Annotated in this window: 25 protein-coding genes; 8 read left to right on the forward strand and 17 right to left on the reverse strand. The window is 59.8% G+C overall.

Features of this window, described 5'->3' with window-relative positions; translation table 11 throughout:
• The first annotated feature begins 97 nt into the window (after window positions 1-97).
• From WHX55_RS08245 to WHX55_RS08260, 4 genes are all read left to right on the forward strand, one after another.
• Window positions 98-553, forward strand: coding sequence for a YkvA family protein (locus tag WHX55_RS08245; protein ID WP_150724568.1), 456 nt, complete (start codon window positions 98-100; stop codon window positions 551-553).
• A 114-nt stretch (window positions 554-667) separates the two neighbouring features.
• The gene (locus WHX55_RS08250; protein WP_150724569.1) at window positions 668-1,009 is read left to right on the forward strand and encodes a helix-turn-helix transcriptional regulator; all 342 of its coding nucleotides are present in this window, start codon (window positions 668-670) and stop codon (window positions 1,007-1,009) included.
• Window positions 1,006-1,377 (forward strand): hypothetical protein, encoded by a 372-nt coding sequence (locus WHX55_RS08255; protein ID WP_007898892.1) that lies wholly within the window; start codon window positions 1,006-1,008, stop codon window positions 1,375-1,377. The genes WHX55_RS08250 and WHX55_RS08255 overlap by 4 nt, the downstream gene beginning before the upstream one ends.
• Window positions 1,378-1,785 carry a sel1 repeat family protein gene (locus WHX55_RS08260; protein ID WP_150753357.1) on the forward strand — a complete coding sequence of 136 codons (408 nt, stop codon included), beginning with the start codon at window positions 1,378-1,380 and terminating at the stop codon, window positions 1,783-1,785. It begins immediately after the preceding gene.
• Window positions 1,786-1,809: 24 nt separating this feature from the next.
• On the opposite strand, the gene WHX55_RS08265 is transcribed toward WHX55_RS08260, so the two are convergent.
• Both WHX55_RS08265 and WHX55_RS08270 read right to left on the reverse strand, forming a co-directional pair.
• On the reverse strand, window positions 1,810-3,600 hold the full coding sequence (locus WHX55_RS08265; RefSeq protein ID WP_150753356.1) for a bifunctional diguanylate cyclase/phosphodiesterase: 1,791 nt from the start codon (window positions 3,598-3,600) through the stop codon (window positions 1,810-1,812).
• 145 nt (window positions 3,601-3,745) lie between these two features.
• Window positions 3,746-5,827 carry a carboxy terminal-processing peptidase gene (locus tag WHX55_RS08270; RefSeq protein WP_191624999.1) on the reverse strand — a complete coding sequence of 694 codons (2,082 nt, stop codon included), beginning with the start codon at window positions 5,825-5,827 and terminating at the stop codon, window positions 3,746-3,748.
• A 138-nt stretch (window positions 5,828-5,965) separates the two neighbouring features.
• Between WHX55_RS08270 and WHX55_RS08275 the strand changes: the two genes are divergently transcribed.
• Complete coding sequence (locus WHX55_RS08275; RefSeq protein ID WP_353742389.1) at window positions 5,966-6,928, forward strand: zinc-binding dehydrogenase; 963 nt, start codon at window positions 5,966-5,968, stop codon at window positions 6,926-6,928.
• Window positions 6,929-7,041: 113 nt separating this feature from the next.
• Here the strand turns inward: WHX55_RS08275 and WHX55_RS08280 are convergent, their stop codons facing one another.
• From WHX55_RS08280 to WHX55_RS08305, 6 genes are all read right to left on the reverse strand, one after another.
• The gene (locus tag WHX55_RS08280; RefSeq protein WP_353742390.1) at window positions 7,042-7,695 is read right to left on the reverse strand and encodes an HAD family hydrolase; all 654 of its coding nucleotides are present in this window, start codon (window positions 7,693-7,695) and stop codon (window positions 7,042-7,044) included.
• Between the two features lie 34 nt (window positions 7,696-7,729).
• Window positions 7,730-8,719, reverse strand: a complete 990-nt coding sequence (locus tag WHX55_RS08285) for an ABC transporter ATP-binding protein (RefSeq protein ID WP_150724575.1) — start codon at window positions 8,717-8,719, stop codon at window positions 7,730-7,732.
• Window positions 8,716-9,516, reverse strand: a complete 801-nt coding sequence (locus tag WHX55_RS08290) for an ABC transporter permease (RefSeq protein ID WP_150724576.1) — start codon at window positions 9,514-9,516, stop codon at window positions 8,716-8,718. Before WHX55_RS08290 ends, WHX55_RS08285 begins: the two co-directional genes overlap by 4 nt.
• A complete protein-coding gene (locus WHX55_RS08295; protein ID WP_191624998.1) occupies window positions 9,503-10,339 on the reverse strand; it encodes an ABC transporter permease subunit in 837 nt (278 codons plus the stop codon). The genes WHX55_RS08290 and WHX55_RS08295 overlap by 14 nt, the downstream gene beginning before the upstream one ends.
• A gap of 5 nt (window positions 10,340-10,344) precedes the next feature.
• The gene (locus WHX55_RS08300) at window positions 10,345-11,151 is read right to left on the reverse strand and encodes an alkaline phosphatase family protein (protein ID WP_150753352.1); all 807 of its coding nucleotides are present in this window, start codon (window positions 11,149-11,151) and stop codon (window positions 10,345-10,347) included.
• Window positions 11,152-11,330: 179 nt separating this feature from the next.
• The gene (locus WHX55_RS08305) at window positions 11,331-12,395 is read right to left on the reverse strand and encodes an ABC transporter substrate-binding protein (RefSeq protein ID WP_150724579.1); all 1,065 of its coding nucleotides are present in this window, start codon (window positions 12,393-12,395) and stop codon (window positions 11,331-11,333) included.
• A 363-nt stretch (window positions 12,396-12,758) separates the two neighbouring features.
• Here WHX55_RS08305 and WHX55_RS08310 point away from each other — a divergent pair, with 363 nt between their 5' ends.
• Complete coding sequence (locus WHX55_RS08310; RefSeq protein WP_150724580.1) at window positions 12,759-13,472, forward strand: UTRA domain-containing protein; 714 nt, start codon at window positions 12,759-12,761, stop codon at window positions 13,470-13,472.
• 77 nt (window positions 13,473-13,549) lie between these two features.
• Here the strand turns inward: WHX55_RS08310 and WHX55_RS08315 are convergent, their stop codons facing one another.
• From WHX55_RS08315 to minC, 7 genes are all read right to left on the reverse strand, one after another.
• The gene (locus tag WHX55_RS08315) at window positions 13,550-15,703 is read right to left on the reverse strand and encodes a mechanosensitive ion channel family protein (protein WP_150753349.1); all 2,154 of its coding nucleotides are present in this window, start codon (window positions 15,701-15,703) and stop codon (window positions 13,550-13,552) included.
• Window positions 15,704-15,781: 78 nt separating this feature from the next.
• Window positions 15,782-15,958: a hypothetical protein gene (locus tag WHX55_RS08320; RefSeq protein ID WP_015096128.1), complete on the reverse strand. Its 177-nt coding sequence runs from the start codon at window positions 15,956-15,958 to the stop codon at window positions 15,782-15,784.
• Window positions 15,959-16,167: 209 nt separating this feature from the next.
• Window positions 16,168-17,457 (reverse strand): M18 family aminopeptidase, encoded by a 1,290-nt coding sequence (locus WHX55_RS08325; RefSeq protein ID WP_353742391.1) that lies wholly within the window; start codon window positions 17,455-17,457, stop codon window positions 16,168-16,170.
• 197 nt (window positions 17,458-17,654) lie between these two features.
• The gene (locus WHX55_RS08330) at window positions 17,655-18,290 is read right to left on the reverse strand and encodes an RluA family pseudouridine synthase (protein WP_090324073.1); all 636 of its coding nucleotides are present in this window, start codon (window positions 18,288-18,290) and stop codon (window positions 17,655-17,657) included.
• A 91-nt stretch (window positions 18,291-18,381) separates the two neighbouring features.
• Window positions 18,382-18,636 carry a cell division topological specificity factor MinE gene (gene minE, locus WHX55_RS08335; protein WP_007974947.1) on the reverse strand — a complete coding sequence of 85 codons (255 nt, stop codon included), beginning with the start codon at window positions 18,634-18,636 and terminating at the stop codon, window positions 18,382-18,384.
• Window positions 18,637-18,639: 3 nt separating this feature from the next.
• Window positions 18,640-19,452 (reverse strand): septum site-determining protein MinD, encoded by an 813-nt coding sequence (minD, locus tag WHX55_RS08340; protein WP_007974946.1) that lies wholly within the window; start codon window positions 19,450-19,452, stop codon window positions 18,640-18,642.
• Between the two features lie 201 nt (window positions 19,453-19,653).
• A complete protein-coding gene (minC, locus tag WHX55_RS08345) occupies window positions 19,654-20,391 on the reverse strand; it encodes a septum site-determining protein MinC (protein WP_150724583.1) in 738 nt (245 codons plus the stop codon).
• 118 nt (window positions 20,392-20,509) lie between these two features.
• On the opposite strand from minC, the gene WHX55_RS08350 reads away from it, so the two are divergent.
• Window positions 20,510-21,442 (forward strand): lipid A biosynthesis lauroyl acyltransferase, encoded by a 933-nt coding sequence (locus tag WHX55_RS08350; RefSeq protein ID WP_353742392.1) that lies wholly within the window; start codon window positions 20,510-20,512, stop codon window positions 21,440-21,442.
• A 163-nt stretch (window positions 21,443-21,605) separates the two neighbouring features.
• Window positions 21,606-22,778, forward strand: coding sequence for a patatin-like phospholipase family protein (locus tag WHX55_RS08355; protein ID WP_353742393.1), 1,173 nt, complete (start codon window positions 21,606-21,608; stop codon window positions 22,776-22,778).
• 118 nt (window positions 22,779-22,896) lie between these two features.
• Here WHX55_RS08355 and WHX55_RS08360 read toward each other — a convergent pair whose 3' ends face one another.
• Both WHX55_RS08360 and WHX55_RS08365 read right to left on the reverse strand, forming a co-directional pair.
• Window positions 22,897-23,682: an outer membrane protein OmpK gene (locus tag WHX55_RS08360; protein WP_150724586.1), complete on the reverse strand. Its 786-nt coding sequence runs from the start codon at window positions 23,680-23,682 to the stop codon at window positions 22,897-22,899.
• 377 nt (window positions 23,683-24,059) lie between these two features.
• A complete protein-coding gene (locus WHX55_RS08365) occupies window positions 24,060-24,845 on the reverse strand; it encodes an outer membrane protein OmpK (protein ID WP_150759274.1) in 786 nt (261 codons plus the stop codon).
• Between the last annotated feature and the right edge of the window lie 61 nt (window positions 24,846-24,906).

The following is a 24,906-nucleotide window of genomic DNA, read 5'->3' on the forward strand; positions in this document are numbered from 1 at the left end:
CGCAGGCCTTGTAAAACGGGCCTTACAGCGGTGAAAAGCAGCTCTGTTCACAAGGTTATCCACAATTTGTGTGGATAACATTTCAATGGGAGGAAAGATGAAAATACCCTGGAATTTCGCTCGTTTCCTGCCACTGGCCGGACGCCTGCTGGCACGCGGCCGATTGCCGACGCTGTTGTTCGCGGTTGCCAGCAAAGGCGCGAGCCAGGGCTATCGACTGGGCAAGCTCAAGGACGACTTGAAGCTGTTGCAGGCACTCTGCCTGGCCTACTGGCGTGGTGAGTATCGAGCCATCAGCCCCAAGGCGCTGGTTTCGGTTGTCGCGGGCCTGATGTATTTCCTCAGTCCGTTGGATGCGATCCCGGATTTCATTCCAGTGTTCGGCATGCTCGATGACATCGCGGTACTGGCATGGCTGATGAAAGTGCTCGATGACGAGCTCAATGCCTTCCGCGCCTGGCGCAAACGGCAGGTGCCGGAGAAGCTCGCGGTGGTCGAGCGTCTGCCTGATACCCCCGAGCAACTGCAACTTCAAGGCCCGAAAAAACACTGAGTCGATTTCGACCTGTTCACAGATTGATGCCCCCCGCGACCTTGGCCGCTGTTAGGATTACACTTCTAGGGAAAAGTGCCGACTCGCTAAGTGTTGTTGTCCTACGGGGTAGTCATGGATATTCAGATAATTACACGCGAAGGCGAACCCGAATATGCGGTTCTGCCATGGGCTCAGTATCAGGCGTTACTGAAAGCAGCGGGGGTCAAGGAGCAAGCGTCACCTCAAGCCACGAAGCTTCAGGCGGCAACACCAGACGCGATTCTTCCGGGTCTGGATCAACTACGCAGTTTGCGCGAAGGGAAGGGCATCGCCATAGAGGCGCTGGCCCGCACGGTAGGCATCAGCCCGTCTTACCTGGCCATGATCGAAAGTGGCGAGCGTCTGCCCGACGCCGCGATTCGTCGCAGCCTGGCCTGGGAATTGACGGTGCCGGGGTGGAGGGATGAATCGTGAGCGTACGCATCAGTCGTCAACATTGGGACGGATTGCTAGGCGAACTGGATCAGGCGCGTCGCCAGCGCCATCTGTTGACGTATCGGGCATTACTGGAACGTTTGCAGTTGCCGACTCCGGCCATGCAAACCCTGACGGCGGCCCTTGAGCATCTGGCGGCCCTGGACGCCAGGGCGGAGCAACCATTGCGCAGTTCACTGGTGATCAGCCAGGGCGCCAGCCGCTTGCCGCGCACCGGATTCTTTGAATGTGTCGAGCGTCTCGGGCGTTTTTCCGGGCCCTCGGACGGCGTTGCCGCCGCGTCCTGGCATGCTTCGGAAGTGGTGCGGGTGTTCGAGTACGAATACCCGGAATCGGCTGAGGCCTGAGTGTTTTTACAACTCAAGGCGCGGGCCGGTTACTGGCTCGCGCGCCGATTGTTTCACTGGCCATGGTTTGTCCGTCAGCCACGCGGCTGGCGCTGGCTCGAAGGCCAGTTCGCACGCATGGCCAACCTGGGCGATGTCGGCGCCCAGAGCTTCTATGGGCACATCCTGACGTTTCGCGGCGTCGGCCTCGGTGCTCGTGAGGAGGGCGTGCGTTTGTTGCGCCTGGCGGCCTTGGCGGGCGATGGCAAGGCGGCGTATCAAGTGGGCGTGATCAGTCTGGCCGGGACGGCGGGCAAGGCACCGGACCCGGTCGAAGCGGCGCGATTCTGGGAGATCGCGGCGAAGGCCGGGCATCCGTTGGCGGCGATCAAGCTCGAAGAGCTGAAGTCTTCCTCTGCGCCTCGTTGATTGCAGTGATGCCGAACAGCACCCTTATCGATGCCCGGAAACGAGCACCTCATCTTCAGTCGAAACCACCAGGCTATCAATCACATACACGCTATAGCCCTGCACATTCTTCGCATGGTGCTTGGCCTGCGATGCCATCTCGGCTAACTGGCTCGCATCGAGTTGTTCACAGGCCTGTGGATGCAAATGCACCACGCCGATCGACAGCGACAACAACGCAAACTCCTGGCGCTGACCCTGGCGATTGGGTGCGATGAAGCAGCCGGCTTCCAGGTGTTCGCTGCGGTAGAAGCGTCGGCACTGGCTCTGGAAGTCGTCGAGCAACTGGTTCAAGCGTTTGCGCCAGTCTTCCGGGCTGAGTACCAGCAGGAAATCATCACCGCCAATATGGCCGACGAAGTCGCGGGACGGGTCGACGCGGTCGTTCAGGCATTGCGCCAGGCACAGCAGGACTTCGTCGCCGCGACCATAGCCGTAGATGTCGTTGAAGGGTTTGAAGCTATCAATGTCCACGTAGCAGATCACCGATTCCCGTCGCTGTTGCAGAAGCCGCGTCAGGCATTGCTGGATCGGCACGTTGCCCGGAAGCAAGGTCAGCGGGTTGGCATAGCGGGCCTGCTGGATCTTCAGTTCCGTGATCAGCTTGAGCACGTCAATCACCCGGCCCAACCCCAGATAACCGCCGTTGAGGGTGATGATGAAATCTTCTTCGATGCGCTGGCGGGCACGGCTGGTGATCAGGCGGCTGACCTGTTGCAGGGACTGGCTCAGTTCGACGGCGAGGAAGTCATCGTTCATCAGGCGGCTGATGGGCTTGCGGGCGAACAGGTCGGTGGCAAAGGGCTTGAGCAGGGCGTCGGAGAGCGAATGACGATGGACAATGCCGCAGGGCTGACCCTGTTCATCCAGGACTGCCAGCGAGTTCAGGTTGGCCTGGCGGCGAAAGGCTTCGAGCACCGTGGCGGTCGGGGTGTCCCGGTTCACCGCGGGCAGCTCGTTGAGCAGGGCGCTGAGGTCGCTGCCGTCTTCGCTCAGGACAACGGCGATGCTGTCCTGTCGGGGCATCAATGCCCGGGCCTCCCGTGGCGGGTGTTCCTGGGGGCGGCAGAGCAGATAGCCCTGCACCAGGTCCACGCCCATTTCGGTCAGCACCGTGAGTTCTTCCTGGAGCTCGATACCTTCGGCGATGACTTGCGCCCGCGAGGCCTTGGCGATTTGCAGGATCGAGCCGACGAACTCGCGCTTGAGCGCGTCCTGATGAATGCCATCAATGAAATGCCGGTCGATTTTCACGTAATCGGGCCGCAGTTCGGACCACAAGCGCAAACTCGAATAGCCCGCCCCCAGATCATCCAGTGCAATCGAAAACCCCATCGCCCGATAGTGATGCAGGGCGGTTTGCAACAGCTGGAAATCATCCGTCGGCGTCTGTTCCGTGAGCTCGATGACCACCTGGCTCGGCGCAATGCCGAAATCCTGCAGCAATTGCAGGGTGCGCCCCGGTTGATGGGCCGCTTCGAGCAGGGACTCCGGGGACACGTTAAGGAACAACATGCCAGGCAGTTGTTGCTCATTGAAGCGTCGGCAAGCGCTTTCGCGGCAGGCAATTTCCAGCTCGCTCAGGCGTCCGGCCTGGCGGGCGACGGCGAACAGGGCGACAGGGGAGTGCAGCGGGCTGTTGGAGGGGCCGCGACTGAGGGCTTCGTAGCCGAGAATGCGCCGTTCAGAGAGGCTGATGATCGGTTGGAACAGGCTGTGCAAACCGCTTTGACTCAGGATCGAGCTCAAGGCACTCAGCTGTTCGGTTGTGGTCATGGCGATCTCTGGCGATAAAAAAGGACCGAGCGTGCCCTTGGTAAAAAGAGCACGCCCGGTCCTTTATTTCACGACAGAGTGATGACTGTTTGATGACGCTCCGGGGAGCGTAAACATTAAATTGCCATCAGTTGCTTGTGAAAACTCAGTGCTTGGCCACTGCCGTGTTGAGTTTCAGGTAGTCCAGCAGAATCCGCCCGGTTTCGCTGAGGTATGCGTCGTCTTCCGGTTTGGTCTTGTCATCCTCGGCCGCAATGGCGTCCTCGTCTTCTTTCTTCAGCTCTTTGAGCGGTTCTTCGCCCTTGGCCTTGCGACGGATGTTTTCCATGGTCAGCTGTTTGGCTTCGATGTCGGCGTGCTGGGCACGACGCTCGACTTCATTGAGGCTGACGGTTTTCTCGGTCATCAGCTTCTGCGCCAGGGCCAGCTTGTCGCGGATGAACACGAACTCCGCATCCTTGGCTGTACGCACGTCATGCTCGGACTGGAGCTGCGAAATGTACGGCTTGAAGGGGTCGAGCGCAGGCTTGATCGCCGCCTTGATGGTGTCCCACGGCATGGCTTCCGGCAGGGCGCTTTCACCGATTTCCTTGGTGTCGATGAGCGACGGGTAATCGATGTCCGGCAAGACGCCCTGATGCTGGGTGCTCTGCCCGGAAACCCGGTAGAACTTGGCCAGGGTCAGTTTCAGCTCGCCATGGTTGAGCGGCTGAATGGTCTGCACGGTGCCTTTGCCAAAGGTCTGGCCGCCGATGATCAGTGCGCGGTGGTAGTCCTGCATGGCGCCGGCAAAAATCTCCGAAGCCGAGGCGGACAAGCGGTTGACCAGCAACGCCATCGGGCCTTTGTAGAACGCGCCCGGGTTTTCATCTTCCAGGACATCGACACGGCCATCGGCGTTACGCACGAGCACGGTCGGGCCTTTGTCGATGAACAGGCTGGTCAGCTCGGTGGCCTCTTGCAGGGAACCGCCGCCGTTGTTGCGCAGGTCGATGACCACGCCGTCGACTTTCTCTTTCTGCAACTCGGTCAGCAGTTTCTTGACGTCGCGGGTGGTGCTCTTGTAATCCGGGTCGCCGGCACGGAAGGCCTTGAAGTCCAGATAGAACGCCGGGATTTCGATAATGCCGAGCTTGTAGTCCTTGCCGTCCTGCTTCAGGTTCAAGACCGATTTTTTCACGGCCTGATCTTCAAGCTTCACCGCTTCACGGGTGATCGGCACGATCTTGGTGGTCTGGTCGTTCGGCGCATTGCTGGCCGGGATGACTTCCAGGCGCACCACGGTGCCCTTCGGACCACGGATCAGCTTGACCACTTCGTCCAGGCGCCAGCCCACGACGTCGACCATTTCCTTGTTGCCCTGGGCAACGCCGATGATCTTGTCGGCCGGTGCAACCTGCTTGGTCTTGTCCGCCGGACCTGCCGGCACCAGGCGCACGACTTTCACCTGGTCGTTATCGCTCTGCAACACGGCGCCGATGCCCTCGAGGGACAGGCTCATGTTGATGTCGAAGTTCTCCGCGTTATCCGGCGACAGATAGTTGGTGTGCGGGTCGTAGGACATGGCGAAGGTGTTGATGTACGCCTGGAAGATGTCTTCCGCGCGGGTCTGGTCCAGGCGCGCCAACTGGTTCTTGTAGCGCTTGGTCAGGGTTTCCTGGATCTGCTTGGAATCCTTGCCGGCGATCTTCTGACGCAGGACTTCGTCCTTGACGCGTTTGCGCCACAGGTCGTCGAGTTCTGCGGTGGATTTGAGCCAAGGGGCGTCCTTGCGGTCGATCAGCAAGGTTTCCTTGGTGGTGAAGTCGATCTTGTCGACGCCCTTGTTCAGCTCGGCAAGGGCGAAGTCCAGACGCGCCTTTACGCGGTCCAGGTAGCGCTTGTAGATGGTGAACCCGGCGTTCAGGTCGCCGCTCTTGAGGAAATCGTCGAACTGCGTCTTCCACTTGTCGAATTCGGCAATGTCGCTGGCCATGAAGTAGCTGCGCGACGGATCCAGCAGCTTGAGGTAGCTGTCGTAGATGATCACCGAGCGTGCGTCATCGAGTGGCGGCTTGCTGTAGTGGTGGCGCTTGAGCAACTCCACGACGTTCAGGCTGGCGATCACTTCGTCACGATCGGGTTGAAGCTTGTCCCAGCTATTGGCTGCGAAAGTATTGCTCGACATCGGCAGCAAGCCGATACCGATGAATAAGGCGAGGGCAGTGCTGGGGAACAGATGCTTCATGCTGATTCGACGCGGGGACAATTGATAACGCATATTAGGCCGTCTTTGAAGTCGCCGGTTCTTTGGGAGCCGGTCGCATAATGCAAAAAGCCCGGCGCTATAGCTTCGGGCTCAGTCCAGACTCACTATGGAGGCACTGTGAAAGCATTGCAAGGCGTTGACGGTCGAGTGGTGTGGGTTGATGAGCCGAGTCCTACATGCGATGTAGGGCAAGTTCGTATCCGAGTGTCGGCAGCGGGTCTCAATCGCGCCGATTTATTGCAGAAGGCAGGCCTTTATCCGCCGCCGCCGGGGGCTAGCCAAGTGCTTGGTCTAGAGTGCTCGGGCGTGATCAGCGAGGTTGGCGCCGGGTCCTCCTGGCAGATTGGCGATCGGGTTTGCGCCTTGCTGGCCGGGGGCGGGATGGCCGAAGAGGTGGTTGTCGACGGGCGGCACGTGCTGCCGGTTCCCGACGGAATGTCACTGGTTGAAGCGGCAGCATTGCCCGAGGTTTATGCAACTGTCTGGCTGAATCTGTTTCAACTGGCTGCGCTCAAACCGGGTCAGAAAGTTCTTCTGCATGCCGGGGCAAGTGGAATTGGTTCAGCGGCCATTCAGCTGTGCAAGGCCTTCGGCAACCCGTGTTGGGTCAGTGTTGGCTCCGCCGAGCGACTGGCGTACTGCGAAGCGCTGGGGGCCCAGGGCGGCGTGGTGCGTAATGACGATCTGGAGAGCCTGCGGGATCTGGGGCCGTTCGACGTGATTCTCGACCCGGTGGGCGGCAATTACGCGGCTTTGAACCTCAAGCTGCTGGCCCAGGATGGCCGTTGGGTGTTGATCGGTCTGATGGGCGGCCGCGAGGCCAAGCTGGATCTGGCCCAGGTGCTGGCCAAGCGTGTGCAGTTGCTGGGTTCGACCCTGCGCAGCCGTGACGATCAATTCAAGGCGGATCTGTTCAGTGATCTGAGCCAGCACGTGTGGCCGCTGTTTGCCGAGGGACGCTTGAGCCCGCAACTGGCCAGGACATTCCCGATCAAGGATGCCGAGACGGCGTTTGCCGAGCTGGCGAGTAATACCGTGGCGGGGAAGGTGGTGTTGGTGATTGATGAAAGTCTGAGCTGACAACACTGAACCTGTGGGAGCGGGCTTGCTCGCGAAAGCGGTGTGTCATTCAACGATGTATTGACTGATTCGACGCCTTCGCGAGCAAGCCCGCTCCCACAGGGGGGCTTGCGTTATTTCCAGGTATGAATCGGCCAGCCAGCCTTTTCAGCCTGCTCGCGCAACACCGGATCCGGGTTGACCACGTGGGGGTAATCCACCTTCAGCAATAGCGGCAGGTCATTGCGTGAGTCGGAATAGAAACTCGCGCCTTCAAGGTTTTCCTCTTCTGCATCCAGCCACTCCAGCAAGCGAGTGATCTTGCCTTCGCGGTAGGTCAGGGTGCCGACGGTATGGCCGCTGTAAACGCCATGAGTCACTTCCAGTTCGATACCGAGAATCTCGTCGATGCCAAGGCGCTCAGCGATGGGGCCGACCAGATGCGTGCCCGAGGCCGAGATCACCAGGATCCGGTCGCCGGCCTTGCGATGCGCGGCGATGGCTTTGGTGGCGTCACTGAAAATGATCGGCTCGATGTAGTCCTCCACCCACGGACCAACCAGGTGCGCGACTTCTTCAGGCGTACGACCAATCAACGGTTCCAGGCTGAAGGCCATGTAGTCCTCCATGGCCAGATGGCCCCGGCCGTAGGCATCCATCAAATCCTTGTCGCGACGCAGGAACGATTCGCCATCGACCCAGCCGAGGCGGACCATTTGCTCGCTCCACAGTGAGGCGCAGTCGCCGTGGATCAGGGTTTCGTCCAGATCAAAAATTGCCAGGGCCATCAGTGCAGTTCTCTCTTGAGCATAAGCAAAGGCATCAGGCTACCTCACACAGGGCCGTCGGATCGATGGAAAGCGCCAGCCGCTGACCATCGGGATGCAGGTCGGCCGCCGAGCGGTTCAGCACATCCACCACCAATTCCACGCCCCGGGCTTCGACCCGGTAGCGAATCACGTTGCCCAGCAGGCTGTGGCTGCGTATCTGTGCGTCCAGTTCGCCGTTAAGGCTCAGTTCGATGGCTTCCGGGCGAATGGCGATGCGCTTGCTGATCGGTCGCTGCAACAGCTTCGAAGCGCTGTCGGCATCCAGCAGGTTGTAGTTGCCGATGAAACCAGCGGCGAACACGTCCACCGGCGCGGTATAGAGGGTTTCGGCGTCGCCGCTTTGTACGATTTTTCCCTGATTCATCAGGAAAATCCGGTCGGACATGGTCAGGGCTTCTTCCTGATCGTGTGTGACGAAAATCGTGGTCAGGCCGAGTTCGCGCTGGATCTGACGAATCTGTTCGCGCAGGTGCTTGCGAATCCGTGCGTCCAGGGCTGACAACGGTTCGTCGAGCAGCAACAAGCGCGGGCGGGTCACCAGGGAGCGGGCGAGGGCGACGCGTTGGCACTGGCCCCCCGAGAGCTGATGCGGGTAACGCGCGGCAAAGTCATTGAGCTCCACCAGTTTGAGCACTTCGGCGACGCGTTTACGGCTGTCATCGGCATTGACCTTTTGCATGCGCAGGCCGAAGGCGACGTTCTGTTCCACGGTCATATTGGGGAACAGTGCATAGCTCTGGAACACCATGCCGATCCCGCGTTTCTGCGGGCTCACCGGCACGATATCAGCGCCATCGAGCAGGATCTTGCCGCCATCCACCGAAGTCAGGCCGGCAATGCAGCGCAGGAGGGTGGATTTGCCGCAACCGGACGGGCCGAGCAGGGTGACGAACTCACCTTTCTGGATTTCGCAATTGATATCGCTGAACACCGTGGTGCCCGCGAAGCTTTTCTGAAGATGTTGGACGCTGACATAGCTCATTCGCTTTTGTCCCTGTTCAAGATATTGGCAATCCAGGTCAGAACCAGCACAAAGAAGAAGTAGGAAATCACCAGCGCACTGGTGAAATGACCGCTGCTGTTGCGCATGTTGTTGAGGTAGACCTGCAGGGTTTCGTAACGGGTGCCGACGAGGATGTTGGCGAACACGAACTCACCGAACAGGAACGAGAACGACAGCAGCAGTGCCACCATCAAGCCCTTGCGCAGGTTCGGCAGCACCACCAGGAAGGCGGCTTGCCAGGTGCTGGCGCCGAGCAACTGGGCGGCGTCCATCAGGTCGCGCAGGTTGATCGCCTGCAGGTTGTTGGTGATCGCCCGGTACATGAACGGCAGCGCCACGGTGAAGTAGCAACCGATCAGGATCCACGGCGTCCCGACCATGGCGAACGGTCCGGAACCATAGAGCTGCAACAGCCCCACCGACGACACCACCGGCGGCACGGCGAAGGGCAGCAGGATCAGGATGTTCATCAGCGCGTCGAGTTTCGGGAAGTGGTAATGCACCACGAACAGCAGCGGTAGAATCAATACCACCGCCAGAACAAGGGCGCCGACGCAGACAAGCAGCGACTGGCCGAAAGCGCTCAGAAAACGCGGATCGCTCCACAGCTGCGCATACCATTTGATACTGAAGCCGCTGGGCAGAATGGTGGCCGACCAACTGCTGGAAATCGAATAGATAAAGGTGCCGACCAGCGGCAGCAACATAATGGCAAACAGCAGGTAAACCACCACGCGATGGTAGATGCCGACAGGCCCCAATTCAACGCGAGACATGGTAGCTCCTCTTCAACAGCAGTTGATGGACGATGGTCACCAGGGTCATCAACGCTACCAGCACCACGGCCAGGGCACTGGCCAGGTTCGGGTCGAGGGAGATGTCACCCGAGACCATCGCTGCAATACGGATCGGCAAAACGTTGAAGTTGCCGGTGGTCAGTGCGTACACCGTGGCATAGGCGCCGAGGGCGTTGGCCAGCAGGATCACGAACGTGCCGAGCAGCGCTGGGGTCAGCACCGGTAGACCGATGTGGCGCCAGAACTGCCAGCCATTGGCGCCGAGCAGCGCGGCGGACTCGCGCCAGTCTTCGCGCAGGGCGTCGAAGGCTGGGTAGAGCAGCAGCACACCGAGGGGAATCTGGAAGTAGGTGTAGAGAATGATCAACCCGGTTTTCGAGTACAGATTGAAGTCTTCAATGATCCCGGCCTGCTTGAGCATGATGGTGAAGCTGCCGTTGAAGCCGAGCAGAATGATGAACGCGAAGGCCAGGGGCACACCGGAGAAGTTGCTGGTCATGTTGGCGAAGGCGTTGACGAAGTTGCGCAGTTTCGAATCGACCCGGCGCAGGGAATAGGCGCCCAGAATCGCGATGACGATCCCCAGCACGCTGGACCAGAAGCTGATCTCAAGGCTGTACTGGATGGCCTGCAGGTAAAACTTCGAGCTGAAGATCTTGCTGAAGTTGGCCAGGCCCCAGCCGAATTCTTCCGATTGCAGGCTGTTGATCATCACCCAGGTCAGCGGTGCGATTTCGAACACGATGAAGAACAGCGCGAACGGGACCAGGCATAAGGCTGCCAGCCATTTACTGCGGGTCATGGCATTCACTTCAACAGCTCCCGGCAGACCGGTTTGTCGTGGGGCACGCCGAGCAACTGGCAGACGGTGCCGCAGATCTCGGTCTGTTTCGGCGCGGCACCGGCGTCGAAGCTGAACGCGTCACCGAGAACGAACAGCGGCACCTCACGTTCTTCCGGCAGCAGGCCGTTGTGGGAGCGGTCGTTGTTCATGCCGTGGTCGGCGGTGACCAGCACCTGATAGCCGGCATCGAGCCAGCCTTGCAGGTAGTCGGCCAGGATGATGTCGGCCGAGCGAGCACTGTTGCGGTACTGCGGGGTGTCGAGGCCGTGCTTGTGCCCGGCGTCGTCGATGTTCATCGGGTGGATCAACAGGAAATTCGGCGTGTGGCGCAGGCGCAGGTTTTCAGCGTCGGCGAACAGGTGAGAATCCGGGTAGTGATCGTTCCAGTAGAAATGCCCGTGCTGGATCGGCAGTTGCGGGTCATCGGTGTGACGATCCCGGGCCGCGACGAAGGGCGAACGGTTGTACAGCTCACTGACCCAGTGATAGGCCGCCGCCGCGGTGACAAGACCTGCGTCGGTGGCGTAGTGATAGATGCTGCGCTGATTGGACAGGCGCGAGACGTTGTTGTGGACGATACCGCTGTCGATGGGCGCGACGCCGGTCAGGATGCATTCGTACAGCGGGCGGGACAGGGCTGGCAACTCGCACTCCAGTTTGTAGAGTGCGGCACGTCCGGTGCCGACGTAAGCCTGCAGGTGCCCCATGGCGTGGCGGGCGACCTCGTAGTTGAGGCCGTCGAGCACGACAAGGATGACGTTGTGCTTCATAGGGGCAAAACTCCGTGAAACAGATGATTCAAGTACACAACCAATCCCTTGTGGGAGCGGGCTTGCTCGCGAATGCGGTCGTTCATTCAACATTGAAGCTGACTGACACACCGCCTTCGCGAGCAAGCCCGCTCCCACATTTGGATCTCCATCAGGTCCCGAAATGGGGACCTACCCGGTTACTGCATATTGATAATGACTTCTTCCTGCCACTTCTGAGGAAGGGCCTTGGAGGTCTTTTCCCAAGCGTCCGCGTCCTTGATCGGCGTGACCTTCTTGTACTGCTCGTTAGGCAGCAGCTTGGCCTGCACCTCGGCTGGCAGGGTCAGGTATTCGGCACGGATCGGACGGGCGTTGCCCTTGGCCAGGTTGATCTGGCCGGCGTCGCTGAAGATGTATTCGCGGGTCAGCTTGGCGGCGTTCGGGTTTTTCGCGTACTTGTTGATGATGGTGGTGTAGCCGGAAATCACCGAGCCGTCGGACGGGATCAGCACCACGTAATCATCCGGATTGGCCATCTTGGCCTTGTAGCTCAGGCCGTTGAAGTCCCAGACCACGCCGACTTCGATTTCGCCTTTTTCCATGGCACCAATGACCGGGTTGGACATCGACAGGCGACCCTGCTTGGCGATGTCGGCGAACAGATCCAGGGCAGGCTTGAGGTTTTTCTCGTCGCCACCATTGGCCAGCGCCGCGGCCAGTACGCCGTTCGCAGCCTGGGCAGCAGTGCTCACGTCACCGATGGAAACCTTGTACTTGCCGGTCTTGAGGTCAGCCCACTTGGTCGGCACTTCGGAACCGTGCAGCAACTTCTTGTTGACGACGAAAGCGATGGTGCCGGTGTAAGCCAGTGCCCAGTTGCCGTCCTTGTCCTTGGCCCAGGCCGGAATCTGATCCCAGGTCGAAGGCTTGTAAGGCTGGACCACGCCTTGCTTGACTGCGATCGGGCCGAACGCTGCACCGACGTCGCCGATGTCGGCGCTGGCGTTGTCTTTTTCCGCGGCGAACTTGGCGATTTCCTGGGCCGAACTCATGTCGGTATCGATGTGCTTGAGGCCGTACTTGTCGCTCAGGTCTTTCCAGGTGCCGGCCCAGTTGGCCCAGTCATTGGGCATGCCGACGCTGTTGACGGCGCCTTCCGCTTTTGCAGCGGCTTCCAGGGTTTTCAGATCATCGGCCGCCATGGCGGCGGTGCACATTGCGATGGTCGAGCCTAACAGTGATGCCAGGAAAAACTTTTTCATTCCGAAGCTCCTTGGGTCGTGTTCAACGCTGCGATTGCGGTTTGTGTTGGTCTAGGTCAGCAATACCTGAGCCAATTTAAGGGGGCTGGATGACACTTTGATGTCGTTCGTCGCCCGGAATGACTTTTTGTTCAGCGGTATCGCGACTGGCCTGCTAAGCGTAGACCATGGTCAAGGCCCCGGAAGGCAAGGGACTTGGCCGATGAATTGCAGGTTGTTGAGGCCAGAGAATGGCGACCGTTGGGCAGCTTTGTCACATTTCGGTCATCTGCACTGCCTACGCTTGCAGACTATTGAATGAGCCGGTTTACGCTGTGGTTCTGCCCTGAAATGGTGCTGGTCTAGTCCAGAAAGGAAACGTTGATGCGTGAAGAGGCAACAAAAGCGGTAACAGCCATCGGCCAAGTGCTTCAGGAGCAGATCGACCACGGACTGTTGACCCCCGGCAGCAAATTGCCGGCCGAGCGCAAGCTCAGTGAATTGTTCGGCACCACGCGGATCACTTTGCGTGAAGCGTTGTTGCAGTTGGAGTCACAGGGGCAGATTTATCGCGAGGAGCGTCGCGGCTGGTTCGTCTCGCCCCCACGCCTGGCCTACAACCTCATGCAGCGCAGCCACTTTCACGCGATGGTCAGCGCTCAGGGGCGGGTGCCGTCCACCGAAGTGATTTCGGCGCGATTGCAACCGGCATCGGCGGCGGTGTGTGCCTGGCTGCAATTGCCAGCGCTGTCGAGCGTGATTCAGATCTGCCGTTCACGGCGGATCGATGGGCGACTGGTGTTGTATGTGGAGCACTATCTGAACCCGCAGTACTTTCCAGGGATCCTCGATTTCGATTTGAATCAGTCGATCACCGAGTTGTACGCGCGGCATTACGACTTGCACTACGGGCGGGTGCGCTTCGAGATTGTGCCCACGGCGTTGTCAGTGGATGCGGCGGCGGCGTTGAAGGTGTCGGTGGGCAGCCCGGGCTTGCGGATTGCCCGGGTCAACTATGACCAGCATGAACGCCTGATCGACTGCGACCTGGAGTTCTGGCGGCATGATGCGATTCATGTCGGGGTGGATGTGGTCTGACGCTGCTTTTGTAGGAGCTGCCGCAGGCTGCGATCCTTTAAAGGCCAAAATCACAAGATCGCAGCCTGCGGCAGCTCCTACTCCTGCTGGCCGCCACCTGCAGTGATCACCTGAATACTCATCCGCGGTGTCGCCAGATCCAGTCCGGCTTCATCCATGTGTCGCTTGAGCGACAGGTTGAACGCTCGCGATACTTCCCACTGCTTGATTGGCGCGGTCTTGAAGCGGGCGCGAAGGATCGCGTTGCCCGACTCGAAACTTTCCACCCCCTGAAACTCCAGCGGCGACCAGATATTGCGTCGCTGCAACGGATCGGTGCGCATTTTCTGGGCGACTTCGCGCATCAGTTTGATTGCGTTGTCGATGTCCATGCTGGCGGGCACTGCTACCCGGAAGATCGCGTAGCCGAATTCCCGGGAGTAGTTCTTGATGCTTTTGATTTCACTGAACGGAATGGTGTGGACGATGCCATCGATGTCCCGCAGGCGCACGGTGCGGATGGTCAGGCCTTCGACCGTGCCGAGGTGGCCGCCGACATCCACGTAGTCGTCGATGGCCAGGGAGTCTTCGATGATGATGAACAACCCGGTAATCAGGTCGGCTACCAGCGATTGCGCGCCAAAACCGATGGCCAGGCCGATCACACCGGCACCGGCCAGCAGTGGCGTGACGTTCATGCCCATGTTCGCCAGGGCGACAATCATCGCGACGATAAAAATGGCCACGAACAGCACGTTGCGGATCAGCGGCATCATCGTCTGCGCGCGGGCGTTGGCCAGGCCTTTGCGCGAGCGGGTCAAAGCGTGATGCACGGCGGTATCGCTGAGAATCCAGATCAACCAGGCGAACAGCAGCGTGCCGGCGAGGCTGAACAGTTTGACACTGACTTCGTGGCCATCGCCTTCGGTAAAGCGGATCAACGACATGCCCCAGACCCGCAGGCCGAGTTCGATGAAGGCCAGCCACACCAACAGGTGGACGATGGTGTAGAAGAAGTTTTTCAGCCGTTCCGAATACACGGCGTAACGTCGTATGCCTCGCTGGGGTTTGAGGGCGTGGCGGCGTACCAGGCCGTTGATGACCATGCACAGCACCAGCAAGACGGTACAGATCAGCGACTGGCGCAGGGCGGTGCTGGTGTCGCCGGCGGAAATGAACGTCGCGAACAGGGAAACGGCCACCAGCACCAGCGCCGGTACGTACCAGAAGGTGCCGAGAATCGACAGGGTGTCGTTAAGGGCGCGGCGGGTCAGGCGTCGGGACAGCGGCTGATTGCGGATCAGGTGGGCGATCGGCCGGCGGAAGCGCAGGATGAAGCGCCCCGTGGAGAGCGCTGCCAGGACATTGGCGACAGTCGCGGCGGTGTGGGCCAGATGGCTGCCGAGGCTGTTGACCAATTGCGGATCGCTCAGCGCTTCGCCAAACGCGGCGAAGCTGCCGATCAGCCACAGCGGCCGAAACGCCTGGTGCCGCAGGATGTACAGGGCGCGGTGGCGGTGTGGGCCGTCGAGCAGGGAAAAGGCAATCACGCAGATGGCCGAGAAGCAGGTGCCGACCACCAGTGCATAGGCCAGCACCATCGCCAGGCTCTTGCCCAGGGACGAGGGCAGGGCGTAGCTCATGTAGACCGTGATCACCAGGGCGATCAGCCACGGTCCGAGTTTTCGCAGCGCAAAACGCAACATGTCCAGGGCCCGGGGGTGCTGCGGCAGTTCTTCGGTCAGGCCGAAACGCATCCGCACTCGGTGGCTGATCCAGATCAGGGCGGCGGCCAGCAGGCTCCAGATCATCAGGATCATGGCAAAGGCGAACAGCATGGGCAGCCATTCATTGGCCGGCAGCGCCAGCGCCACCAGTTCTTCCCTGGCCTGATCGAACTCACTGGACCAGCGCGTGAGCGGGCTGTCGTCGCCGGTAAATTTCTTCTCGATAGTGGTCAGGGTTCCGCCAATCAGGCCCAGCACGCCTTCTTCGGTCATCGGCTGGGCTTGTTTGGTGGTGTCGCGGAGCTTTTTCAGGTCGGCCAGCAGCTTGCTGCGTTGCTGGTCGTTTTCCAGTGACTTGATCACTTCGTCCAGGGATTGTCCCAGCGGTTCCTGTGCTTCGGGCTGCGCCTTGGCCTGGCTGTTGAGCAGGCCTGGCAGGCCGGCCGCCTGGGCAGGCGTCACTGACAGCAGCGTCATCAGGCAGACAAGGACAATACACGGCAGGGCAAAAAGACGAGCGAACACTAGGCGGTCAACCTCGCAGGGAGCGGATCGACCGAGTGTACGAGCCCGTCAAAATCAATGCGAGCCAAGGGCGATGAATTATTCGTTGAGTTTGGCGAGGATCTTGATCACCACGGTGGCGAGAATGGTCAGCATGCCGATCCACATGGCAAACACACCGGCATTTTTATCGCGAAAGTTGAAACCGACGGCCAGCAGGAGCATCCCGGCAAGAATCGGAATCAGCATGGCGTGGAAGGAAGACATCGAAATCATGGAGACAGCCTTGTCGAAGGGATACTTGAAGTCTAGGCCGCTTTTGACGCGGCCGGTGTGATGTGTATCAGAGGTGAGTCGATTTGATCATGGTGTTGGGGTGTCTGTGCTGCCGTCATCGCGAGCAAGTCGGATCGCCGCACCGTCGCTCCCACATTTGAAATGAAATCCAATGTGGGAGCGAGCCTGCTCGCGATGCTTTTTAAGGTTTACGGCAACTCGCGGCAGGCGTAGAACGCGCTCAGTACCTTGACCAGATGCGCCAGGTCATGGCTGCCGCACAGTTCGCGGATCGAGTGCATGGCGAACGTCGGCAAACCGATGTCCACGGTGCGCACGCCCAGGTGGCTGGCGGTGATCGGGCCGATGGTCGAACCACAGCCCATGTCACTGCGCACCACGAAGCTTTGCACCGGCACTTCTTCAGCCATGCACAGGTGTCGGAAGAACCCGGCGGTTTCGCTGTTGGTGGCGTAGCGCTGGTTGCTGTTGACCTTGATCACCGGGCCGGCGTTGAGTTTCGGGCCGTGGTTGGCGTCGTGTTTGTCGGCGTAGTTCGGGTGCACGCCGTGGGCGTTGTCAGCCGAAACCAGCAGGGATTTCTGAATGGTGCGTACGAATTCATCACCTTCAGGCATCAAGCGACGCAAGGTTTGCTCAAGCATCGGGCCGTCGGCACCGCAGGCCGAGCAGGAACCGACTTCTTCGTGGTCGTTGCAGACCAGCACGCAGGTTTCGCCGGTGTCGGCCGTGAGCAGCGCTTGCAGACCGGCATAGCACGACAGCAGGTTGTCCAGGCGCGCGCCGGCGATGAAATCGCCATGCAGGCCAATGACCGCAGCGCTTTGGGTATCGTAGAAACTCAGCTCGTAATCGAGCACCACGTCGGCATTCAGGCCGTGTTCGCGGGCGAGCTGGTCGGTGAGCACTGCGCGGAAGTCCACGCGCTCGTCACCGGCAAATTGCGCGAGGATCGGCGGCAGTTCGGTCTGGGCGTTGATGGCCCAGCCCATGTTGGCTTCACGATTGAGGTGGATCGCCAGGTTCGGAATGATCGCGACCGGTGCCTTGAAGTCGATCAACTGGCTCTCGACCTTGCCATCACGCCGGAAGGTTACGCGGCCCGCCAGGGACAGGTCACGGTCGAACCATGGCGCCAGCAGCGCGCCGCCATAGACTTCGACGCCCAGTTGCCAGAAGCCCTGGCGTTGCAGCTCCGGTTGCGGCTTGACGCGCAGGCACGGGCTGTCGGTGTGGGCGCCGACCAGGCGAATGCCGCCGTGCAACGGTGAATGGCGGCCCATCTTGATCGCGACAATCGAAGAGTCGTTGCGGGTGACGTAGTAGCGACCGTTGGCTTCGGTATTCCACGGCTCGCGCTCGTCGAGGCGTTGATAGCCCGCCGCTTCCAGACGCTGAACAAGGCTGGCGGTGGCATGGAACGGGGTAGGGGAGGCCTTGAGAAAATCGATCAGGCCTTGGTTCAACTCTTCGCGCATAAAGTAGCTCCAGACAGCAGTGGCGCCAGTTTAACGTATTGGTCAGGGAATTGGCGGCAGCCTGATGTTGGAGTGGACAGCGAAGATGAATGTGAAGGAGCACCCTGTGGGAGCGGGCTTGCTCGCGAAGACGGAGTGTCAGTCGACATTTGCATGTCTGATACACCGCTTTCGCGAGCAAGCCCGCTCCAACATTTTCAGAATGGTGCCGGGCACTCGAAGCGCAGGCGCTCGCCGGTCTGCGGGTGGGTGAAGCTGAGCATGCTGGCGTGCAGGCACAGACGCGGCCAGGCCGCCAAAGCCTGTTCATGGGCATAAAGCCCGTCACCCAGCAGCGGATGGCCAATCGAGAGCATGTGCACGCGCAACTGGTGGGAACGGCCGGTGATCGGTGTCAGCTCAACGCGGCACCAGTCGCCACAACGTTCGAGCACGCGCCAGAAGGTCAGCGCATGTTTGCCGAATTCATGATCGACCACATGCCGTGGCTTGGTCGGCGGGTCGTAGCGCAACGGCAGGTCGATGCTGCCGCTGTCCAGTTCCGGCTGACCCCAGCACAGGGCGGTGTAGGCCTTTTCGGTTTCGCGGTCGTGAAATTGCCGGGACAGCTCGCGATGGGTATCCGGATCGCGGGCCAGCAGGATGATGCCGGAAGTCTCCCAGTCCAGCCGGTGGACGATTCGCGCTTCCGGGTAGCCGTTTTCCTGCAGGCGGGTAATCAGGCAGTCCTTGTTGTCATCGGCCCGGCCAGGGACAGAGAGCAACAGGGTCGGTTTGTTCACCACCAGTACGGCGGCATCCTGATGGATGATGTGGATGTTGGACAACGGCATTAAAACAGCCTCGTAACAAACGCCAACGGCGGCTCAGGTCCCTTCCGGTTGCAGAAGGGACCTGAGCCGCCGTGGCTCCAGCCGGATCGACTCAGCGATCTGGCAGGGTGATATTGAGTTCCAGAATCGAGCAGCTGCCCTGGCTTTCCAGTGCGACATGCACGTCATCGGACCCGATATTGACGTACTTGCGGATCACCTCGACCAGTTCCTTCTGCAAGGCCGGCAGGTAGTCCGGGGTACTGCGTTGGCCGCGTTCGTGCGCCACGATGATCTGTAGACGCTCTTTCGCTACCGACGCGGTGCTTTGCTTTTTGTTGGCACGAAAGAAGTCAAAAAGGTTCATTGCTTAGTTGCCTCCAAACAGGCGCTCGAAGAATCCCTTCTTCTGTACATCAAGGAATCGATGATCCACGGTCTTGCCCAGCAGGCGGTCAACGGTATCGCTGTAGGCCTGGCCGGCATCGCTCTGGTCGTCGAGAATCACCGGAACACCCTGGTTGGATGCCTTGAGCACCGCCTGGGATTCAGGGATCACGCCGAGCAGGGTCACCGAAAGGATTTCCTTGACGTCTTCTACGCCGAGCATTTCGCCTTTGCTCACACGTTCCGGGTGATAGCGGGTAATCAGCAGGTGTTCCTTGATCGGGTCTTCGCCGCGTTCGGCGCGACGGGACTTGCTGGCCAGCAGGCCGAGCATGCGGTCGGAGTCGCGTACCGAGGAGACTTCCGGGTTGGTCACGACGATCGCTTCATCGGCGAAGTACATGGCCAAGTGGGCGCCTTTCTCGATGCCTGCCGGGGAGTCGCAGACCACGAACTCAAAGTCTTCCTTGAGTTGCATCAGGACTTTTTCCACGCCTTCGACGGTCAGCGCGTCTTTGTCGCGGGTCTGGCTGGCGGCCAGCACGTAGAGGTTTTCCAGGCGCTTGTCTTTGATCAGGGCCTGTTGCAGGTTGGCTTCGCCGTTGACCACGTTGACGAAGTCATACACCACGCGGCGCTCGCAACCCATGATCAGGTCGAGGTTACGCAAGCCCACGTCGAAGTCGACGATCACTGTTTTGTGGCCGCGCAGAGCGAGGCCGGTACCGATAGCGGCGCTGGTGGTGGTCTTACCCACACCACCCTTGCCGGATGTAACCACGAGAATCTTGGCCAAGGTGTTTCACCCCTAAGGAAGAAGGACTTTTCAGTCCCTGAAAAACATCTCCTGAAAAACTACTGCAGTCGGACAGCCTTGGCTGGAATCCGGTTTGAGCGGCGTTTACCCCCGGTAAACACTGCTTTCGGCCTTTTTCCTACTTCGTTTGAGCCGTTTTCGCTACGTTTTAGAGATGCTTGGAAAATGCGGCAGTATCCGTTAAAGCCGAATGATGTTCAACACGTCGCCGGACAGGCTGACCTGCACACCCGAACCCCATAGAGGGTCGCGGCGCAGATCTTCGGAAACCTTGTAATGCCCGGCGATGGAAATCAGTTCAGCACTCATTTGCTGACAGAAAATCCGCGCCTTGGTGTCGCCCTTGACGCCGGCCAACACGCGACCACGCATCGGGCCGTATACATGGATGTTGCCATCGGCGAGAAGTTCCGCCCCCGGGCTGACCGAGGAGATCACCACCAGATCGCTGCCCTGGGCATAAATCTGCTGGCCACCGCGTACTGGCGAGGTGATGATTTTCGTCGGCTTGATGGTCGGTTCAGGCTGTTTTTCCGGTTTTTTCTTCGGTTCGCCTTCGGTCAGGTCCAGTGGACGCTCCCGGGCGCCGGACGGTGGCAGTACTGGCAAATCCACCGCAATGGCGGCGGCAATGTCTTCGATGCGGCTGGCGCGGATCGCCAGGGTACGCAGGCCATGCTGGCGGCAAACGCGCATCAGCCCTGGCAGATCGACCGCGCCTTCGTTGGCCGGGAGTTTGTCCAGGGCCAGTACCAGCGGCGCGTTGCTGAAGAAGTTGGGCGCCAGGGCGACCTTGGCGGCCAGTTGTCGATCGAGGCTTTCGAGGTCGTTACGGGCCAGTTCCAGCACCGTAATGGCCAGCATGCTGCCCTTCAACTGGAACACGGGATCTTGGTCTAGCGGTTCGGTTTGGCTCATGGTCGGCATACAACGACTTGTCACTAAAAGTGCCGAGACTTATAACGAGAACGCCCGCAGGCCGCAAGCCGGGTCGAACGATGTAGAATGCGCGGCCATTGTCATTCCGGAAGCATTAATGGATCGCCCGCGTTTTCGAAAAGTATTTCTATCTCCACGTTTCTGGCCGCTGTGGTGTGGCCTGGGGCTGTTGTGGCTGATCGTCCAGTTGCCGTACCCGGCACTGCTGTGGATCGGTCGTGTACTGGGCGCTTTGATGTATCGAGTGGCCGGCGACAGACGGCGCATTGCCAAGCGCAATCTGGAGCTGTGTTTTCCTGAAAAAACCACCGCCGAACGCAAACACCTGCTCAAGGAAAACTTCGCCTCCACCGGTATCGCTTTCTTTGAGATGGCGATGAGCTGGTGGTGGTCGCGCAAGCGCCTGGCCAATCTCGCTCATATCGAAGGGCTGGAGCATTTGCAGCAGGCCCAGCGCGAAGGCAAGGGCGTGATCCTGATGGCCCTGCACTTCACGACGCTGGAAATCGGCGCGGCGTTGCTCGGTCAGCAGCACACCATCGACGGCATGTACCGCGAGCACAAGAATCCGCTGTTCGACTACATCCAGCGCCAGGGCCGCGAGCGGCACAACCTCGACTCGCTGGCGATAGAACGCGAAGACGTGCGCGGCATGCTCAAATTGCTGCGCTCGGGCCGGGCGATCTGGTACGCACCGGATCAGGACTACGGCGCCAAGCAAAGCATTTTCGTGCCGCTGTTCGGCATTCAGGCCGCGACCGTTACCGCCACGAGCAAGTTTGCGCGGCTGGGCAAGGCGCTGGTGGTGCCGTTCACCCAGGAGCGTCTGGCGGACGGCAGCGGTTATCGCCTGGTGATCCATGCGCCGCTCGAAGGCTTCCCCGGCGAAACCGAAGAAGAGGACTGCCTGCGCATCAACCAATGGATCGAAAGCGTTCTGCGCGAGCATCCCGAGCAATACCTGTGGGCCCACCGCCGCTTCAAGAGTCGTCCACCGGGCGAGCCCAAGCTGTACGCCAAGCGCGGTTGAATCCCGATCCCCTGTAGGAGCGAGCTTGCTCGCGATGGTCGTGAAAACGCCGCGGGGTGTCAGCCGCCCAGCGTTATCTTGGCTACCATCGCGAGCAAGCTCGCTCCTACAAGGGAATAGGTCGAAACAACGAAATCCCATCAAGCACCATGGAGAGTTGTGCATGAGTCCAGTTGAACCGGTAACAGGGTTGATTCTTTCCGGTGGCGGGGCTCGGGCGGCCTATCAGGTCGGGGTGCTGGCGGCGATTGCCGAATTGCTGCCGCCGGGGGCACGCAATCCGTTTCCGGTGATCGTCGGCACCTCGGCGGGCGCGATCAACGCCGTCAGCCTCGCCAGCGGTGCAATGGACTTTCGTAACGCCATCGAACGCCTGACGGCCTTCTGGCAGGGCTTTCGCAGTCATCTGGTGTTGCGTAGCGACTGGCCCGGGGTGATTCGCCAGGCCAGCCGCTTTGTCAGCCACAGTTTGCTCGGCATCGGTGCCCAGGTGCCGGTGGCGCTGCTCAACAGCTCGCCGCTACGGGATTTGCTCAACGACAAACTGCATATGGGCGGCATCGCCGAAGCGATCGCACAGAAGCAATTGCACGCGGTGGCGGTCACCGCGTTCGGCTATGAGTCCGGCCAGGCAGTCACCTTCTATGAGGGCGGCGGCAAGATCGATGCCTGGTTGCGCCATCGACGCATCGGCGTTCCCACCCGCTTGTCCGTTGAACACCTGCTCGCCAGTTCGGCCATTCCGCTGCTGTTCGCTCCGGTGAAAATCGACGAAGAGTATTTCGGTGATGGCGCGGTGAGGCAGTCGGCGCCGATCAGTCCGGCGCTGCATCTGGGCGCCAGTCGGGTGCTGGTGGTGGGCGTCAGCGGCAACCCCCGCGGGGTCGACCCGCAACAACCCTTGTTGCGCAGCTACACCGGTCAGCAGCCGACCCTGGCGCAGATCGGCGGGCACATGCTCAACAGTACGTTCATTGACAGCCTGGAAAGCGACATCGAGCTGTTGCAGCGCCTGAACCAGTTCAGTCACCTGATGCCCGACGGCACGCCGACCCGCGCTTTGGGCGTGGCGCCAGTGGACGTACTGGTGATTTCGCCGAGCCAGCCGATCGATGAGATTGCTGCGCGCCATCGTCAGGAATTGCCGGCGGCACTGCGCCTGTTTCTGCGCGGGCCGGGTGCGACCAAGACCAGCGGGGCGGGGGTGCTGAGCTATCTATTGTTCGAGGCGGGGTATTGCAGCGAGTTGATCGAGCTGGGGCGGCGTGATGCGTTGGCCAAGCGGGGGGAGTTGTGCCGGTTTCTGGGGTTGGCAGAGCCTGTGCTTTCGGTTTGAGATTTGTGGTGAGGCTTTCGCGAGCAGGCTCGCTCCCACAGTGGAACCTTGTCGGACACAAAACTTATATACGACGAAAATCCCTGTGGGAGCGAGGCTGCTCGCGAAGCTTCTTAAATCAGAAGTGAACCTTGACCAGGAAACTGGTCACACTCTGATCAGTCTTGAAGCCCTGGCTGTCTTCAATCCCGTACTTGTTTTTCCAGTAGTCATACTCGACACCGACGTACAGCTGCTTGGCACCCAGATTCAACGCCTTGCCCAGGTCATATTTGACCTGCGGATTGAAGTGCAGGTTGGCGTGGTATTCGCCTTTGCTGTTGACATCGTTGTCGACCACCCAGTCCATGAAACCGTCGATCAGCACGTCCGAGCCACCCACCGGAATGGTGTAGGACCAGACCGGCGAGACCTGCCAGATGTCGTCGCCCGGGCGGTCGCCTTCGGTGTGCCGGTTGTAGAAGTTCAACTGGAAGTAATCGAAGCCCGGGATGGCCAGGTCGAAACCAGGACCGATCAGGTACGACTCGGTATCGTCTTCACCAAACTCGTAGGTCATGGCCAGCAGCACGTCCTTGATCGGGCCGAACTCGAACTTCTGGTCGAAGATCTTGTTGAACGACAGGCGCGGACTGAGCTCGCCGTAATGGCTGTTCTCGCCCGCGAAATGGTCTTCCTTGCCGTTGTAGAAGATCTTGTCGATGAAGAAGAAGTTGTCGCCGTATTTCCAACCGTCGGCGTGTTCAAAGGTCACCGTCTGCTGGATGCGCGGGTTGACCTGGAAGTCCTTGCCGTAAAGGTAGGACAGGCTGTTGTTTTGCCATTGCAGCAAGTCGCCGGCCATGGCCTGACCCCCCGCCAGCAATGATCCCGCCAGCATCAGGCTAGTGCACGTACGTTTCATTCGGTTGCTCCCAAAAAGTAGGTGGTTCCACGTTATTTTTTTAAGGTCGGCGCTCTGGTGTGGCGCCTGTTTCTTTAGCGGTAAAAAATCATCCATTCGGTCAGCTTTAGTGCTGTTAGCAAGAGCTGGGCCAAGGCTTTCAAAAAGCAAAAAAACTCCCGTTCGGCGGCTCAAGAGCGGTCGATTGAGAGGGGTTTTGGAGTGCCTTGGTGCCTGCCAGAGCCGGGATAAGTTGGCTTTCTGGTCAGGTTTTACATCCGGGCTTTTTTTTAAACCGGATTTGGGCGGCCGCGGAGAATACTGACTCCTCGGCCAGGTCTCAAGTGCTCCGCAACGGCGCACCGACGACAGGTGTGGGGCACGGTTGCAGAGCAGCATCAGAAGTGCACCTTTACCAGCAGGCTGGCGGTGTTTTCATTGGTGTTGAAACGGGAGCTGTCCTGGACGCCGTATTTGTCTTTCCAGTAGCTGTATTCGGTGCCGACATACACCTGTTTCTCGCGCCAACCCAGGGCTTTGCCCAGGTCGTATTTGATCTGCGGGTTGAAGTGCAGGTTGGCGTGATAGGTGCCGCGGGCGTTCTGGTCGTTATCCACCACCCAGTCGATGTAGCCGTCGATCAACAGGTTTGAGTTGCCCAGTGGCAGGGTGTAGGACCAGGCCGGGCTGATTTGCCAGACATCATCGCCAGGGCGCGAGCCTTCGGTCTGGCGGTAATAGAAGTTCAGGGTGAAAAAGTTGAAGCCCGGTACCGCGAGATCGAAACCGGGACCGATCAGGTAGGCCTCGGTGTCGTCTTCGCCGTTCTCGTAGGTCATGGCCAGCAGCACGTCCTTGATCGGGCCGAATTCGAAACGGCGGTCGAGGATCTTGCCGAAGGAGAGGCGCGGACTGAACTCGCCGTAATAGGCGTGAACGCCTTTGTTTCGGTCTTGCTCGCCGTTGTAGTAGGTGCTGTCGATGAACATGAAGTTGTCGCCGTACTTCCAGCGGTCAGCGTGTTCGAAGGTGATCGTCTGCTGGATCGCCGGGTTGATCGCGAAGTTCTTGCCATACAGGTAGCTCAGGCTGTTGGTCTGCCACAGCAGTAGATCGCCGGCCATGGCCTGACTCGCGGCCAGCAGGCCAGCACCCAACAGCAGGTTGGTTTGTGTCCGAATCATCTGTTGCTCCCTCTTGTTTTTATTTTTGAGGCGCAGGTTGTGGCCAGGGGGCTGGCCACAG

This window comes from Pseudomonas fluorescens, from assembly GCF_040448305.1.
Lineage (GTDB): Bacteria > Pseudomonadota > Gammaproteobacteria > Pseudomonadales > Pseudomonadaceae > Aquipseudomonas > Aquipseudomonas fluorescens_BH.